The organism is Nitrincola iocasae (genome assembly GCF_008727795.1).
Lineage (GTDB): Bacteria > Pseudomonadota > Gammaproteobacteria > Pseudomonadales > Balneatricaceae > Nitrincola > Nitrincola iocasae.
Window position 1 is genome coordinate 1,109,006 of record NZ_CP044222.1, and the last position, 17,004, is coordinate 1,126,009.

Here is a 17,004-nt window from a genome sequence, read left to right on the forward strand (position 1 = left end):
AAACTTAAAGTCTAAGCTCATCCGTGAAAAATTTGACGACATCACTTGTTATCAGTGGCTTTAGATATAAAAAAATACAGGTAAAATATTTTACTCTAAATTGGGAAAGCATATGATTCCATATGGTAGGCAGGATGTCACCGAAGATGACATCAAAGCAGTAGATGAGGTATTAAAATCCGTTTATCTTACACAAGGACCAGCTGTTCCGAAGTTTGAGGAGGCTGTTCTTAGACATTGCAATGCAAAGTTTGCAATAGCCACAAACAGCGCTACATCTGCACTTCATGTCGCATGCCTCTCTTTGGGGCTAGGAAATGGTGATTGGCTTTGGACAAGCCCAAATACTTTTGTCGCTTCTGCTAATTGCGCTTTATATTGTGGTGCGAAGGTAGACTTTGTTGATATTGATCCTCAAACCTACAATCTTTGCCCGAAAGCACTAGAAAAAAAACTGATATCTTCAGAAAAAAAAGGTTTGTTACCTAAGATAGTAGTACCAGTTCACTTTAGTGGTCAGCCCTGTGATATGAAAGCTATATATGCGCTATCACAAAAATATGGATTTAAAATCATTGAGGACGCTTCCCATGCTATTGGTGGCAAGTATCTAAACGAACCTATCGGGAACTGTAGATATAGTAATATAACTGTATTTAGCTTCCACCCGGTTAAGATTATAACCTCAGCAGAAGGTGGCATGGCTGTTACCAATGATGTTAATTTGGCAGAAAAATTAACGCTATTACGTAGCCACGGAATAACACGTACTCCAAGCCTTATGACAAAACCAATGGAAGGTTCATGGTATTACCAACAAGTTGACCTTGGTTTCAACTACAGAATGACAGACTTGCAAGGAGCCCTCGGAGCAAGTCAAATGAACCGTCTGGTTCATTATGTAGCACGCAGGCATGCACTTGCTAAACGTTATGATAAGCTATTGGCTAACTTACCAGTGATTACACCATGTCAGCATAAAGATGGTTACTCAGCGTTTCACCTGTATGTAATACGGTTGAAGCTTGATGAAATATCACTTTCTCATGTCGAAGTATTCGAAGCTCTCCGAGCAAAAGAAATAGGTGTTAATGTACATTATATTCCGGTTCATACACAGCCATACTATCAGAATATGGGATTTCATGTGGGAGATTATCCAGAGGCAGAAAAATTTTATTCTGAAGCTATAAGTATACCGTTATTTCCGGCATTGAAAGAATCAGAACAAGACTATGTGATCGAAGCGTTGAAAGAGCTGTTGCAATCATGAAACTTGCCCTCGGAACAGCTCAGTTTGGTATGGATTATGGGGTCGCCAATAAAAAAGGGCATGTGAGTCTGTCTGATGTGAAAAGCATACTGTCATTAGCAAGAAAATATGGCATATCGACTATAGATACAGCGGCCGCATATGGTAGTAGTGAAAATGCACTTGGACTTGCAGGAGTGAATGATTTCAATATTGTTTCCAAACTACCTCCCCGTGATTCAAAATGCCTTGATACAATTGGATGGATTGAAAAATCCGTTAAAAATTCTCTCGAAAATCTGAAGGTAGATTCCCTGTATGGTTTTCTTTTACATCGACCGCATGAACTTCTGAGCAGTGAGGGAGAAAAAATTTTTGAAACCCTTTCGGTCTTAAAAAGCAAAGGAATAATAAAAAAAATTGGAGTTTCAATATATGAGCCGGAACAGCTTGATCAGTTATATCAGTATTATAGTTTTGACCTTGTTCAAACCCCAATGAACTTGATTGATCATAGAATAATTGAAACAGGTTGGTTGCAGAGGCTGAAGGAAAGTGGAGCTGAGGTACATATTAGATCAGCATTTCTGCAAGGTTTGCTTTTGATGAAATCAATAGACCGACCTGCATATTTTAATACGTGGAATAGAATTTTTGCGCATTTTGACGAGTGGCTTATATCTGAGAATATATCGCCATTAGAAGCATGTCTTGGATTTTTAAATAGCCACCCAGAAATCGATAAAGTTATCGTGGGTATTGATTCTGTAAAGCAATTGTCAGAAATTATGGATGCTGTCAGTGTAAAAATTCCTGAAATTCCTGATTCACTTAAATCTGGTGATCTCGCATTAATTAACCCAGGTTGTTGGAAATTATGAAGCTAAAACTCGGTGTTATTGGGGTTTCTGAAGGAAATGGTCATCCGTATTCATGGAGTGCCATTTTTAATGGTTATAACCCTGAAATCATGGAAGAGTGTGGTTATCCCGTTATTCCGCGCTATCTAGAACAGCAATCTTGGCCGGAAAGTAGTATTCCTGATGCTGAAGTTGTTGCTGTGTGGACTCAAGATATAAAGCTATCAAAACATATAGCTTCTGCCTGCAATATAGATAAGGCAGTTACTCATCCTGAGGATATGCTAGGAATGGTCGATGCTGTTCTTCTTGCTAGAGATGATGCTGAAAATCATTTGGATTATGCAAGGCCATTTTTGGAAGCCAGGTTGCCAATATATATTGATAAGCCCCTGGCTTTGTCTAGCGATGCCTTAGAGGAACTATATGCGCTAGAAAAATATCCAGGCCAGATTTTTACCTGTTCTGCTTTAAGATACTCTAAGGAACTCTATCTTTCTCAAGCTGATAAAGAGCAGCTGGGTGAAATTAAGATAGTTTCGGCATTCACACCGAAGTCTTGGGATAAGTATGCCGTTCATATTATCGAACCCGTTCTTAATATGTTACCTGCAGAGGATACTCCTGTTTGCTTTGTTAAAGGAAATTCGCTGAAAATAGAACCCGATGATAATTCTGGCAGCTTAAGTGTCCTTTGGAAGAGTGGTATAAAAACTCACTTCATGGCATCAGGTGATGCTATGACGCCAATTTCAATTAGGGTTATGGGCACAGCAGGCTGGAAAGACTTATTTTTTTCTGATTCTTTTTCGGCTTTCAAAGCCGCTCTGGAAGCCTTTGTCAGGGGTATTAAAACTTCAGAAATTGCCTCACCACAAATGTTTAACAGGCAAGTTGTAGAGTTACTAGAAAGAGGAAGAGTATGAGACAGACGATCCTAATTACAGGTGGTACTGGAAAATTTGGTCGTGCGTTTGTGCAGCACTTCGTTAAATGTGATTGGATGGTTTTGTTTACATCGACTTGTGAAAAACGTGCTCAAGAGTTGATTAAAGAGCTAAATCAACCTGAAAATCTTATTTATTTTGTGGCGGATTTAATACCTATTGATACTATACCTAGGCTGGCTGCAGAAATTCATTCGGAAGGCTATCGCATTAATCATTTAGTCAACAATGCACGAAGCCTGACTTCACTTAGAACAAATGACTTAGGTCAAACAGACCGAGATGATTTCTTAAATGAATACTTGATGGATGTTGTCATTCCTTATGAGCTTGCGTTTGCTTTCTACAATACTCAGGCAGATGAGCTTCTAACCATAACCAATATTGGTTCACAATATGGTTTGGTGGCAGCCAACCCACATCTGTACACCGACTATCCCAAGCAGTCACCCATTCAATATGGAGTTGCTAAGGCTGCTCTGAATCATTTGACGAAAGAATTAGCTGTACGTATGGCAGACAAGCAGGTAAGAGTTAACTGTATTGCATATGGAGGAGTTGAAGGGCGTGTTGATGACGCTTTCAAGGCACGTTATGCAAATCTAAGTCCTACAAGACGGATGTTGAAAGATACAGAAGTCATTAGCCCTCTTGATTTTCTGGTTCGCGAAAATAGCAGTGCCGTTACAGGTCAGACGCTCGTAGCCGATGGAGGATGGACCTTATGGTAAATCGAAGGATAGCCATTATTCCAGCCAGGGGTGGATCAAAGCGTATACCGGAAAAAAATATCATTGACTTCGCTGGTAAGCCGATGATCGCTTGGTCAATTGAGGCTGCTCTTAAATCGAATTTATTTGATAGGGTTATAGTTTCAACTGATGATATTAAAATCGCTGATATTGCGAAGCAATGGGGAGCAGAGGTTCCATTTTTGAGAAAGGAGTGTGCCGATGACTATTCAACTGTGAGTGAGGCAACGACTAGCGCTCTGACACAAGCAATGAATTTCTGGCATGAAGATTACACTACTGTTGTACAGTTAATGGCAAATTGTCCTTTGCGTACAAGTAATGATATTCAACAGGCAACTCATCAATTCGACCGGCAACATAGGCGTTTTCAGATCAGTTGCTTCAAATACGGTTGGATGAATCCATGGTGGGCCGTAAAGCTGAATGAAAATAACTGCCCAGAAAAACTTTTTCCCGATGCCCTCGATAAAAGATCTCAGGACTTACCTGAGCTCTACTGTCCCACTGGCGCTATTTGGATAGCTGCTGCACAAGACTTACTGAAACACAATACTTTTTATGGGCCGGATCATACGTTTGAACCTATATCATGGGAAAGTGCAGTCGATATTGATGATTTTAATGATCTTGCATTTGCAAAATCAGTCCTTCTAAATGTTCAAAACTATTCTATAACAGTTGATCAATGAAAATTGTTATTCGTACTGATGCCTCCATTCAAATCGGTACCGGCCATGTAATGCGTTGCCTGACATTGGCAGATGCGTTATCCAAAAAGGGATGTATATGTCATTTCATTTGCCGAGAGCATACCGGCCATTTATATTCATTGATTGAAGATCGAGGTCATGGAGTTTTCTTATTACCTGCGTCAGATAAACAATTAGATACCTGTGAGCTAAATTTGTTAGCTCACTCTGACTGGTTAGGTGTAACGCAGGAAGACGATCAGGCAGAGTGTATTCCATTATTGCAAAGCTTAGATCCCGACTGGCTGATTGTAGACCACTATGCACTGGATCATCGTTGGCAATCAAAACTACGCCGATACTGTAAAAATATCATGGTTATCGATGATTTAGCTGACAGGCATCACGATTGTAATTTATTGCTAGATCAGACTTTTGATCGAGACCCGCTGGATTATCAACCTTTAGTCCCTAAAAATTGCAAAATATTTTGTGGGTCTCGATATGCGTTACTTCGTCCAGAGTTTTCTCAATGGCGGGAATACAGCCTTAAGCGTCGTCAACATGGCAAACTTGAACATATACTCATCAATTTAGGTGGAGTTGATAAAGATAATATTACCAGTCAGGTTCTGGTAGCACTGCGGCAGTGCCTACTGCCTACTGATTGTAAAATCACCGTAGTAATGGGTGCTACGGCACCTTGGATAGAGTTTGTTAGAAAAGAGGCTAGGAAATTACATTGGAAAACTGAGGTGAGGGTGGACGTCAGTAATATGGCTGAGTTGATGTCAAATAGTGATCTAGCAATCGGTGCAGCAGGGGCAACCTCGTGGGAACGATGTTGCCTTGGGCTACCAGCAGTCATGATGGTTTTAGCAGAAAATCAACAAATGATCGCAAAAAAATTGCAGGATGCTGGTGCTTGTGTGGGATTGAGCATTGATAATCTACACAGGAACCTAAGTAATGTATTAAATGACTTAATAACAGGAAAGCTTGCTAAATTTGCAAACAAGGCTTCTGAAATTACAGATGGTCAGGGTGTTGATCATCTTATTAAGTATATCAAGGCGGAGCGATGAGTATTAGTAATAAAAATTTCAGGCCAATTACTAATAAAGATTTACCGTTGCTACTGACTTGGAGAAATCATCCTGATATTCGTAAGTTTATGTATACTCAGCATGAGATAACGCTTTCAGAACACCAAAATTGGTTTGATAAAGTAAGTAGGGATCCTACACGCCAGCTTTTATTGTATTATGACTATTATAATCCAGTCGGTTTTTGTCAATTTACGATTAACAAGCACCGGGCAGAGTGGGGATTTTATTTGTCTCCAGAAGCGACTACGGGGGCGGGAACACGTTTAGGTAAAACAGCTCTGAACTATGCTTTTGATGAGATGCAATTGCATAAAGTTTCTGGTGAAGCTTTAGATTTTAACCTGCCTTCAGTTAAATTTCATAGAAAGCTAGGCTTTGTTGACGAAGGCTGTTTACGAGATCATGCTGAAATAGATGGAAAATATTATGATATATATTGTTTTGGTTTACTGAAAACTGAGTGGCATAGCAAGCGAGAAAAACTATGACAGTAAAAGCTATAAATATTGACGAACGGATTATTTCATCCAAGCAATCTCCATACATCATAGCTGAGTTATCAGCTAACCATAATGGGAAGCTGGAAACAGCCCTGAAAATTATAGAGGAGGCGAAAAAAGCAGGAGCTGATGCCGTTAAGGTGCAAACATATACTGCTGATACCATTACCTTGAATAGTGATAGTGAAGACTTTTGCATAAAGGGTGGATTGTGGGATGGTAGAACACTCTATGACTTGTATCAGGAAGCACATATGCCATGGTCATGGCATAAACCTTTGTTTGAATATGCACAAAAAATAGGTATAACCATTTTCAGTTCTCCCTTTGATGCTACTGCAGTGGATTTGTTAGAGAGTCTAAATGCACCTGCATACAAAATTGCTAGTTTTGAAGCTATTGATATACCTTTGATAGAATATGTGGCTCGTACTGGTAAACCGATGATTATTTCAACCGGTATGGCCGATGCCGAAGAAATACAGGAAGCTATAGATGCTGCCAAGGGTGCAGGTTGTAAAGAGTTGGCAATTCTACATTGTGTAAGTGGCTATCCGGCTCCAGCTGGGGATTATAACTTACACACTATCCCTGACATGATAGAGCGTTTTGGTTTGGTGACAGGACTTTCAGATCACACTCTTGATAATACTACTGCGATTACCAGTATCGCACTGGGCGCCAGCATAATTGAAAAGCACTTTACTCTTGATCGTAACGGTGGTGGTCCTGATGATAGTTTCTCGTTGGAGCCTGCAGAACTATTTGCGCTCTGTAGAGATAGTAAAACCGCCTGGCAAGCCCTTGGAAAAGTAGATTATGGTCGTAAAAGTAGTGAACAGAGCAATGCTCAATTCCGTCGTTCGCTTTACTTTGTTAAAGACATGAAGGCTGGTGACGTGATCGGTGAGGATTGTATTCGTAGCGTAAGACCTGGCTATGGATTACCACCAAAAGAATTAATTAAATTAATAGGTAAGAGAGTAAGTAAGGATATACAAAAATTCAGTGCTGTTAAAATAGAATGTATTGCTTTATAAGCGATTAAAATTTAATACCAAGCGACTTGGTTACTAAGTAAAAATACATGCATAAATTTTTTAAAAAAAATATAAAATCGCGCATTGAGCAGTTTGGTTTTTCAGCACCATTTATTACATGCCAGCAATCTTTTGTTCTTGATTTTTTGCGTGTTGTTGCTCTGATGTTAGTTGTTAATGCCCATTTATTACAAATATTTATTTATCCATATTGGAATCCCACTGAGTCACTTGAAGAATGGCAGTTTTTATTGTATATACTTAGGTATAGTGGGCAATTTGGTGTAATGATATTTTTTTCTTTAAGCGGATTTTTAATTTATTATTCCATAATTAACAATATCAATAAAAATAAAGTTTTTGATTGTAAGGAGTATTTTTTATTAAGGTTTTTTAGAATATACCCACCATTAATTTTTAGTATCTTTATATTAATGGTTATCCATTATTTATTGTATTCTATTGATATTTCGTCTAGTGATGATTTCACGAAAGGAGATGAGATATATGTAGCTCGTGAAAATTTGACGTTAAGCTGGAAAAACATACTAGGCTCAAGTCTGCTCATTAATGATATGTTTTCTGGATTTTATTCGCCAGTCTTAAATGGACCGTTATGGTCAATTGCTTATGAGTTCTGGTTTTACATGGCTGCCTTAGTTTTTACATGGGTTATTTTTAAAAGTTATTTTTTCGCATATGCTTTTTTAGTAATTATTTTTTATTCTAGTTGGGAATATGTAGAATGGTGGTGTTACGGCTGGAGTGTATGGTTTGTGGCTTTTGCAATGACCCACATTGAAACTAACTATAGCAAGCATGTCTCAACTACAATTGGATTTTCTGGATCTGTACTGTTTTTATTTATATGGCTTTATTTTTATAATAATCGAGTTGATACTTGGTATGAGTATCGGAGTTATTATCCACTTGGGATTATATTTTCATTTTTGTTGCCTGTTATGTTGAATCGATGTGGAAAAATCTGTAAATTTTTAAATTTGTATAAAATTGTGAGTAAAATATCTGGTTGTTCATATACTATTTATCTTTTACATTTTCCGGTTTTTATGATTTTCTTTGTTTTAACAAATTTAATTGTTGATGATTGGCTTGAAAGGTTATTAGTGATGGTTTTCGCACTACTATTCTGTTTTTCAATTTCTTACATAATAGCATGCTATTTAGAAGATAAAAAATTAATAAAGCATCTTGTAAGTAAAGTGCGATAATTGATGTATTTTAAAAGAGGTTAAGTGGTGAAGTTTCTCTGTCATGCAGGTCCATGGAGTGATGCATATTTTTCCTATCTTGTTAAGGAAATGTATCCGAGTGCAAAGTGCGATATATTGAGTGGGCATAAGAAAGTTGATAAATCTGGTCTTTGTGATATTTATTACGAAGAGGTAGTTAAAAATAAAAACAATACATATGAAATAACAGAAGAAGATCTAGATATTATAGCTAGATGTCGTCTGCTAAGGGCTTTGAAAATCAATGAAGCATTGCTTCATGTAAACTGTATGAGAAAAGCTATTTGTGAAACCTTAAGTATTCTCCGCCCCGATATTGTGTTAACAGAAACTATAGATTCATATATTATGGACTTGTTAAATATTGAGTCTAAAAAACGTAATATTCCTTGTATAGGGCTTGTTACAGCATTTGTAAATGGATGCTATAGAGTTAGTATTCGTGGTGAATATGTTAAATCTAGAAATGTAACTGCTGAAGAAGTAGATGTTGTACTGAATGATTTATTGAGCAAAGAATACTTGCCTAGCTTTGTAGTTAACTCCAAACAAACTATTCGTTATAATGCAATAAAAAACTGGACAAGAAATTTAATAAAAATACCTTACTTTTTTCTTAAAAGAATATTCTCCGAAGAAAAGTATAACTATCATTATTGGCAAGCGCATATAACTTCAGCGCAATTAGCATCTTTTATACCAGTGATAGATCCTGGCGAGTATAAGTATCTGGAAAAACTTAAAGGTACACAGTCAACTGTAATATATGTCCCTCTGCAGATGTTTCCAGAAGCAACAATTGATTACTGGTGTTCGTCGCGTGATATTATTGATTATGAATGTATATTAGTAGATTTTATAAAAAAACATAAAAACATTAACTTCTTAATTAAAGAGCATCCTAATGTTGTAGGCTATCGAAGCCGTAGATTTTATAAAAGGTTGAAGTCATGCGAAAATGTTATTTTCTGTCCAACCTATGTGCAATCAAACTCTCTTTTGAACTATTATGATGCTGTATTGGTATGGACTGGCAGCGTTGGTTTCGAATCAGCAATTAGAGATAAGCCCGTTTTATGTGCTAGTAGGCCCTATTATTTTCCAAAAAGTTTTAATTGTTTGATATTTTCAATGAGTACCAGTACTGTTGAAATACAAAAATTCATTGAAGACTATTATAATGATCATGCTTCGATTAACCAAAAAGAACTTGTTCGATATTTGCTTGAAGGCTGTTTGGAAGGCCGAGTTAGATTCGATGGATCTTGGTGTGAAGAAAATGATGAGCATGTAGTAGAAGTAAAAAAATTGTCTACATCTCTTAAAGCATATATTGAGAAAATATAAATGAGTTCGATAATGCATAAGTTAGCATATCTTTCTTTTTTTATTTGTGGGGCTGCTTTATCATTTTATAAGTTTTTCCTATTGGCAGCGATAATTGATAAAAGTGAGTTTGGATTATATGTTTTAACTATGTCAATATATGTATATTTTATATATGTATTCTCTTTTGGTGCTAATGAATATGTTTTGAAAATAGGAAGTTTAGTAAAAAATAGCTATGCAAGACAGGTGATAAGAAATGAAGCCCTTTTAAATGGTTTGCTTGGTGTGTCTTTGGGGGTGGCTTTGTTATTTCCTATTTCATTAGCTTTGAGTTTAGAGTATAGGCTTGTGTTTAACTCCGCTGCCTTGCTAGCTCTAGTTACATTGCCTTTTAGTATTTTTGAAACATATTTCAGAACTGAATCTGCTTTATTGAAATTTTCTGGAATGATGGCCGCTAAAGCAGCTATTGTTGTAGCTATTATAAGTTTTAGTAGTTCGTTGTCTAGTTTTCAGCAAGCTGTAAATGCTGAGTTGATAGGGTCTTTAGCAATATTCTTTATAGTTTTCGTATGTTTTATATTTAGTGGGCAGTCGATGAAAGGAATAATATCTATTGAAAAAATTAAAACCATAGTTTTTCAAGGATATTCATTCTGTATTTCTACTATGCTAAGAAATGGGGCTGTTGTTTTAGATAAAATATTCATATCTTTATATTTGGGAAGTTTGCATTTGGGTTTTTATGGGTTTGTGTTTATTATCTATCAGGCATCTTTGTTGTCTAGTAGTGTTATTATGTCAGTTGTTGGCCCGAATATTTTAAGATTTGCCAGTGAGGACGAAAAGAAATCAAAATTAAAAAGAAACTTAACTATTGCTGTTATTTGTTTGTTTATTGTTTTGTTCTTCAGTTATCCTGTGATTTATGATATTTATCATTGGTTGGTTGGTGTGTATTTCGAACAGTATAATGATCCGGTAACATTCATGATATTCCCATTAATTTATTTTGCAGCAGTTTTTTCTTTTGCTAGTTCTCTTTTGGACTGGTTTTTTATTTCTATATCTAAAGAAAGAATGTTGGCATTATACTCATTGCTGTCTTTAGTGTTTCTGATAGTTGGTTTTTTGTTAATTGGAAATATTGGTTTGGGAGTGGCTTGGTTTGCATTTGTTTTTTTTGCTGGAAAGTTTATTGTTTTTATGTTTCAGATGATATATATGTTGAAGTTTAATGACAGTAAGTGTGATGTATGTTGTACATAAAGCTAAGATATTATTTATTTTTGTCTATTTTATTATTTCCATGGATTTTTGTATTTTTTTTAAGATCATTCGGGCCATTAAGTTTCGAATCGTTAACCATGGACACCAAACTTTTTATTTTTATTTTCTTGTTTGTTTTGGTGCTAAGTTATTCCTTCTCATACTTTATAGGGGGGCATTATTTCCGAAGTTTTCATTTTCAAACACAATTAAAAAATAATGTTGCGTATGTAAGTGAGGTTTTCATTCTGATAAGAAAAGTTTTATTTTTTTCTGCTGTAATGTATGTGATATTTAGCTTTTATGATTATTTTCTAATAAAAGGTGCTGCAATTTCTGAAATTGTTATGCAAAGAGAAAAAGAGCATTTAACCGGACCGCGTAACTCATTGATTGGTGCCTTGGTATCTCTTTTGTCTGCAAGTACGCCTATTGCTCTAGTTTTGTTCATTCTTAATCCTTTTAAGAAGTTTGTTCTAAATGCATTTTTCTGGCTTTTTGTTATCTTAGGTTTTTTTAGTATGTTTTTATCTGGAGGCAGAAATGCGTTTTTTATAAGTGTTGCCTTTGTTTTAGTTTTTTCTGCTTTATATTTTGATAAAAAAATAATTTTTAGATCTGTATCACCTAGGCTGATTTTTTTAATATTGTTAATGTTATTGATTGGTTTTTTTTATTCTTTGAAAATGTTTGTGGATCGATTTCTTGCTCAAGGTATGCCTCTTGATTATATGATTCTTCATTTGGTAAATGACTATAATGTTGATATTGCAATTCCTGATTATGACGGTTTTCCTCTAGTTGTATACTCTGTTTGGTCATACCTTGTTTTTTATATTACTCACGCTTTGAATTACTTAGATCAATATTTCTATATTGATTATTCTCCATTTCTAAAGGGTGTTTATAATTTTCCTTTGATTGCTAGATTGTTTGATTTCTTGTTCAGTTCAAATATATTTGAATCGAGTTTTGATGATCTTCTACTTAGAGGCGTTTATTTGTCTCTACCTGGGTCAATCTATGTGGATTTTGGTGTTATTGGGTCGGTTTTTGTTGCCGCTTTTCTAGGTTTTGTCTTTGGTTCTTTGGTATGTAATTATAAACATTTAATTTTGTTTAATAAGTTTTTATTGACTTATTTGTGCGTAACTTTTCTTTTTGCACCATTTTTTAATATTGCAAATGTTGCTAATGGATTTTCATTTTTATTCTTTTTAATTATTATTTTTCTATGCTCGCTAAAACTAAAACGGGATTTTGAAAGTGCACCATAATATTTGCTCTAAATGTATAATGGATTCCACTGATCCAAATATTGTTTTTGATGTCCAAGGTGTTTGTAATTATTGCAATAATTATGAATTAAATATTAAACCATCTTGGGATACAGCAGCAAAAGGAACTGCAGAGCTTCAGTTGTTAGCTGAACGCATTCAGAGTAGTAGCAAGGGTCATGATTTTGACTGCATTATTGGTTTGTCGGGCGGTTTAGACAGCTCATACGCCGCTTATATTGCTAAAGAGAAGATGGGATTACGTCCCCTTTTATTTCATGTTGATGCGGGGTGGAACACTGACCAAGCGGTTGGCAATATTGAAAAACTGGTTGATGGTCTAGGCTTGGATTTGTACACAGAAGTTATTAACTGGGATGAAATGAAGAGGTTACAGGTTGCTTTCCTGCGATCTGGTATCCCTGACCAGGACCTCGTACAGGATGCTGCCTTTTTCTCAGGTCTGTATAAATTTGCGCGTAAACATAGGATCAAACACATCATTACTGGTTCAAATTTTTCAACAGAGTGCTGCCGAGAGCCTGAGGAATGGGGAGGGTATCTGGGTATTGATAAAACCCTGTTCGGTGATATCTGGCATCAGTTTGGTGATGGTGAGCTTAAATCCTTTCCCTTAACCGACATTCTTGTATACAAGCTTTGGTATCAGAAAATACTGGGTATGAAGGTCCATCATCCACTTAACTTGGTACCTTATGTTAAACAAGATGCAGAGGAGGAGCTTGGGCACCTTTTTGGTTGGCAGCGCTTCAAACACAAGCACCATGAATCACGCTTTACCCGCTTTTATGAAGACTATTGGTTACCGCGTCGATTTGGCTTTGAAAAACGTCGTGCTCATTTCTCCAGTTTAATTATGACAGGTCAGATGACCCGTGAAGATGCGCTTGACAGAATTTCTCGCCCTGAAATGGATGAACATTTTCTTGAGCAGGAGTTTGAGTATGTTGCTCATAAGCTGGATCTAACGGTTTCTGAGTTGCAGGAATTGTTCGATATGCCAAAAAAAAGCTATCGTGATTATAAAAATAAACGCATGCTAATTGGCTTAGGTGCTAATGTCTTACGTTGGGTCGGTTTGGAGAAGAGGTATTTCCGTTGATTCGAATTGTAGATTATGGGGTTGGCAATATTCAGGCATTTATGACTTTGTTCAAACGGCTTGGCATTAAGGCTGAACGTGCAACGACACAGGAGCAGCTTCATGATGCTACACGTTTGGTGTTGCCCGGTGTTGGGCACTTTGATCATGCTATGCAAAGACTCAATGATTCTGGGATGCGTTCAGCTTTAGATCGTATGGTCCTTGAACAGAACGTGCCCGTTGTCGGTGTATGTGTCGGTATGCAAATGCTGGCTGAAGGTTCTGATGAGGGCTCCTTATCAGGGTTGGGATGGATTCCTGGGCGAGTAAAAGCATTTTCTGATAATCCATTAATGAGCAGTCTTCCTATGCCTCATATGGGCTGGAACGAGCTAAATCCTAGGCCAGGCTCAAAGCTATTTTTACAGGGTTTTGATTCGGCACCTCAGTTTTACTTTTTGCACTCTTTCTACTTTGATGCAAGAGATAAAGATGATGTCGCTGCTACAGCCCATTATGGAATGGACTTTGATGCTGTAGTTTCACGAGGCCATATTCACGGTGTGCAATGCCATCCTGAAAAAAGCCACCACTGGGGTGCCCAATTATTGAAAAATTTTGCGGAGCTAGATTGAATGCTGAGGCCTAGAATCATTCCTTGCTTGCTTGTTCATCAGGGTGGCTTGGTCAAAACCCAGAGCTTCAAAAACCCTAAATACGTTGGCGATCCTATTAATGCCGTTAAGATTTTTAATGAAAAAGAAGCTGACGAATTGATGGTGCTTGATATTGATGCCTCCATTAAGGGTGTGGCCCCTGATTTTGGACTGATTGCAAAGTTGGCAGCAGAGTGTCGTATGCCGCTGTGTTACGGTGGTGGAGTTACTACTGCAGACCAGGCATCGCGTATTGTGGATATGGGTGTTGAGAAGGTTGCGGTGAGTTCTGCTGCTATAAAGACTCCATATCTGTTGACTGAAATGTCCGCTGCAGTAGGTCGCCAATCTGTAGTAGCTGTGCTTGATGTACGTAAGAAAAAGGGTCTGTTTTCCAAAGGGTATGAGATATGTACACATAATGCGACTCAAGTGATTAAGCAAGACCCACTGGCTATGGTAAAGAACTTACAGGATGCAGGAGCTGGTGAAGTTGTGATCAATTTTGTTGACCAGGATGGTCAGATGCAAGGTTACGATATTGAGTATGCCTCTCAGATAAAGAACGCTCTAAATGTTCCAGTCACATTTCTTGGTGGTGCAGGCTCTCTTGATCATATTAGTCAATTAATCACTAGTATTGGCGTGGTAGGTGCTGCTGCGGGTAGCTTGTTTGTATTCAAGGGTAAATATCGGGCTGTGCTCATTAACTACCCAACACCCGAGCAGAAAATAAAGCTGTGCCATGATGCATTAAAAGCTTAATTAATGAGGGATATGTTTTGTTTACCAATAAAATTTTATTGATTACTGGTGGTACTGGTTCTTTTGGAAATGCAGTACTAAAAGGGTTTTTAGATACTGATATTGCAGAAATACGTATATTCAGCCGTGATGAAAAGAAACAGGATGATATGCGCAAGCGTTATGCACATCCTAAGCTGAAGTTCTATATTGGAGACGTCAGGGATTATCAGAGTGTGTTGAATGCAACTCGTGGTGTGGACTATATTTTCCATGCTGCAGCACTAAAGCAAGTGCCTTCTTGCGAGTTTCATCCCATGGAGGCAGTAAAAACCAATGTGTTGGGTACTGAAAATGTTCTGGAAGCGGCCATTCAAAATGAAGTCAAACGTGTGGTATGCCTAAGTACAGATAAGGCAGTCTATCCCATTAATGCTATGGGCATTTCCAAGGCAATGATGGAAAAAGTGATGGTTGCTAAGTCTCGCAACGTTGATCCAGATAAAACGGTTATCTGTGGTACGCGCTATGGCAATGTCATGGCCTCTCGTGGCTCAGTGATTCCTTTGTTTGCAGATCAGATACGTTCTGGTAAGCCATTAACTATTACTGATCCGAACATGACCCGCTTTATGATGACATTAGCTGATGCTGTTGATCTAGTATTGTATGCTTTTGAGCACGGCGATAATGGCGATATGTTCGTTCAAAAGGCTCCGGCTGCAACAGTTAAAGTTTTAGCGCAGGCTCTGTCCGAACTTTTGGGTAAGCAGGGTTACCCAATCAATGTTATTGGTACCCGTCATGGCGAAAAATTGTATGAAGCATTGTTAAGCCGTGAAGAAATGGTGTGTGCTGAAGACCTGGGAGGTTATTACCGTGTTCCACCAGATTTACGTGATCTGAATTACGGTAAGTTTGTTGAACAGGGTGAAGAACAAATTTCAAATGCTGAAGACTACAACTCACACAACACCCAACGTTTGGATGTTGTCGCAATGCAGCAACTGTTGCTGAAATTGGAGTTTATCCGTGGACTTCGCGAAGGCCGTTACGTTACCCCAGAGGAATAACTTATGCGAGTTTTGGTGACGGGGGCTGATGGGTTTATTGGTAAGAATCTGCTGTTGCACCTGTCTGAGCGTAAAGACATTGAGGTTGTCTGTTTCACTCGTGAGCACCGGGTATCAGATCTTCCCGTATTGCTTGTGGATGTTGATTTTATCTTTCATCTTGCAGGTATTAATCGTCCGAAAGATCCTGCGGAATTTTCTACAGGTAATGTTGGTTTGAGCCAGCAGTTGGCCAATGCTATAGAGAGTTCTGGTTGTAAAGCACCGCTTGTGTATACCTCTTCAATTCAGGCTGGGTTGGATAACCCCTATGGTGTGTCGAAACGTGAAGCTGAGAATGCATTGTTAGCACTACAGGAACAGCAGGGTATACCGGTGACTGTATTCCGTTTGCCAAATGTGTTTGGTAAGTGGGCTAAGCCTAACTATAACTCGGCGGTTGCTACCTTTTGTCATAACATAGTCAATGATCTGCCTATTCAGGTTAATGATCCGGCTGCGATGATTAACTTGGTTTATGTCGATGATGTTATTAAGCACTTTCTAGCCTTACTAGATGGCAGGCTTGAAGCTTCAACCTTTGCAGAAGTTAGCCCAGTGTACCAAATTACAGTGGGCGATTTGGCTGAGCAACTCTATCGTTTTCACGATAGCCGCCAGACATTGATCACCGAGCCAGTAGGTACTGGTCTGGTACGTGCATTGTACTCAACCTATCTAAGTTATGTGCCAAAAGAGAATTTTACCTACGAGGTCCCTAAGCATAGTGACTCGCGTGGCGTATTTGTCGAAATGTTAAAAACTCCGGATGCAGGTCAGTTTTCGTTCTTTACTGCTCATCCTGGGATAACCCGAGGTGGTCATTATCACCATACCAAAACCGAAAAATTTTTAGTCATTAAAGGTAAAGCCAGTTTTAAGTTCCGTCATATGCATACAGGTGACTTTTATGAGCTGGTGACTAATGGTGATAAACCACAAATTGTTGAAACAGTTCCCGGCTGGACACATGACATAACCAATATTGGTGATGATGAAATGATCGTGATGCTATGGGCAAATGAAATCTTTGATCGAGAAAAACCCGATACTTACGCTTGCCCACTAACGCCTGCTGTGAAGTAATAATTTAGCTTTTATAGATTT

General features: G+C 37.8%; 17 protein-coding genes. All 17 read left to right on the top strand.

All coding sequences use genetic code 11. From position 1 onward, the window contains the following. The first annotated feature begins 112 nt into the window (after nt 1-112). Nucleotides 113-1,273: a UDP-4-amino-4,6-dideoxy-N-acetyl-beta-L-altrosamine transaminase gene (pseC, locus tag F5I99_RS05125; protein WP_151053958.1), complete on the top strand. Its 1,161-nt coding sequence runs from the start codon at nt 113-115 to the stop codon at nt 1,271-1,273. Further along, nucleotides 1,270-2,133 (top strand): aldo/keto reductase, encoded by an 864-nt coding sequence (locus F5I99_RS05130; RefSeq protein ID WP_151053959.1) that lies wholly within the window; start codon nt 1,270-1,272, stop codon nt 2,131-2,133. The genes pseC and F5I99_RS05130 overlap by 4 nt, the downstream gene beginning before the upstream one ends. After that, complete coding sequence (locus tag F5I99_RS05135) at nt 2,130-3,038, top strand: Gfo/Idh/MocA family protein (protein ID WP_151053960.1); 909 nt, start codon at nt 2,130-2,132, stop codon at nt 3,036-3,038. Before F5I99_RS05130 ends, F5I99_RS05135 begins: the two co-directional genes overlap by 4 nt. Beyond that, nucleotides 3,035-3,790 (top strand): SDR family oxidoreductase, encoded by a 756-nt coding sequence (locus F5I99_RS05140; protein WP_151053961.1) that lies wholly within the window; start codon nt 3,035-3,037, stop codon nt 3,788-3,790. Before F5I99_RS05135 ends, F5I99_RS05140 begins: the two co-directional genes overlap by 4 nt. Then, a complete protein-coding gene (locus tag F5I99_RS05145; protein ID WP_225307562.1) occupies nt 3,784-4,503 on the top strand; it encodes an acylneuraminate cytidylyltransferase family protein in 720 nt (239 codons plus the stop codon). Before F5I99_RS05140 ends, F5I99_RS05145 begins: the two co-directional genes overlap by 7 nt. Beyond that, on the top strand, nt 4,500-5,588 hold the full coding sequence (pseG, locus tag F5I99_RS05150) for a UDP-2,4-diacetamido-2,4,6-trideoxy-beta-L-altropyranose hydrolase (protein WP_151053963.1): 1,089 nt from the start codon (nt 4,500-4,502) through the stop codon (nt 5,586-5,588). Before F5I99_RS05145 ends, pseG begins: the two co-directional genes overlap by 4 nt. Then, on the top strand, nt 5,585-6,100 hold the full coding sequence (pseH, locus tag F5I99_RS05155; RefSeq protein WP_225307563.1) for a UDP-4-amino-4,6-dideoxy-N-acetyl-beta-L-altrosamine N-acetyltransferase: 516 nt from the start codon (nt 5,585-5,587) through the stop codon (nt 6,098-6,100). The genes pseG and pseH overlap by 4 nt, the downstream gene beginning before the upstream one ends. Next, entirely contained in the window at nt 6,097-7,152 is a 1,056-nt protein-coding gene (gene pseI, locus F5I99_RS05160; RefSeq protein ID WP_151053964.1) for a pseudaminic acid synthase, read from the top strand. The genes pseH and pseI overlap by 4 nt, the downstream gene beginning before the upstream one ends. 47 nt (nt 7,153-7,199) lie before the next feature. After that, nucleotides 7,200-8,384, top strand: coding sequence for an acyltransferase family protein (locus F5I99_RS05165; protein WP_151053965.1), 1,185 nt, complete (start codon nt 7,200-7,202; stop codon nt 8,382-8,384). A gap of 27 nt (nt 8,385-8,411) precedes the next feature. Next, entirely contained in the window at nt 8,412-9,752 is a 1,341-nt protein-coding gene (locus tag F5I99_RS05170) for a capsular polysaccharide export protein, LipB/KpsS family (protein ID WP_151053966.1), read from the top strand. A 12-nt stretch (nt 9,753-9,764) separates the two neighbouring features. Further along, entirely contained in the window at nt 9,765-11,003 is a 1,239-nt protein-coding gene (locus tag F5I99_RS05175; protein WP_191905956.1) for an oligosaccharide flippase family protein, read from the top strand. Between the two features lie 98 nt (nt 11,004-11,101). Next, a complete protein-coding gene (locus F5I99_RS05180; RefSeq protein WP_151053968.1) occupies nt 11,102-12,280 on the top strand; it encodes an oligosaccharide repeat unit polymerase in 1,179 nt (392 codons plus the stop codon). Further along, on the top strand, nt 12,270-13,403 hold the full coding sequence (locus F5I99_RS05185) for an N-acetyl sugar amidotransferase (RefSeq protein WP_225307564.1): 1,134 nt from the start codon (nt 12,270-12,272) through the stop codon (nt 13,401-13,403). The genes F5I99_RS05180 and F5I99_RS05185 overlap by 11 nt, the downstream gene beginning before the upstream one ends. After that, a complete protein-coding gene (hisH, locus tag F5I99_RS05190; protein ID WP_151053970.1) occupies nt 13,400-14,020 on the top strand; it encodes an imidazole glycerol phosphate synthase subunit HisH in 621 nt (206 codons plus the stop codon). Before F5I99_RS05185 ends, hisH begins: the two co-directional genes overlap by 4 nt. Next, nucleotides 14,021-14,806, top strand: coding sequence for an AglZ/HisF2 family acetamidino modification protein (locus F5I99_RS05195; protein ID WP_151053971.1), 786 nt, complete (start codon nt 14,021-14,023; stop codon nt 14,804-14,806). 17 nt (nt 14,807-14,823) lie between these two features. Then, nucleotides 14,824-15,858, top strand: a complete 1,035-nt coding sequence (locus F5I99_RS05200; RefSeq protein ID WP_151053972.1) for a polysaccharide biosynthesis protein — start codon at nt 14,824-14,826, stop codon at nt 15,856-15,858. Between the two features lie 3 nt (nt 15,859-15,861). After that, nucleotides 15,862-16,983, top strand: a complete 1,122-nt coding sequence (gene wbjC / locus F5I99_RS05205; protein WP_151053973.1) for a UDP-2-acetamido-2,6-beta-L-arabino-hexul-4-ose reductase — start codon at nt 15,862-15,864, stop codon at nt 16,981-16,983. Nucleotides 16,984-17,004: the final 21 nt, after the last annotated feature.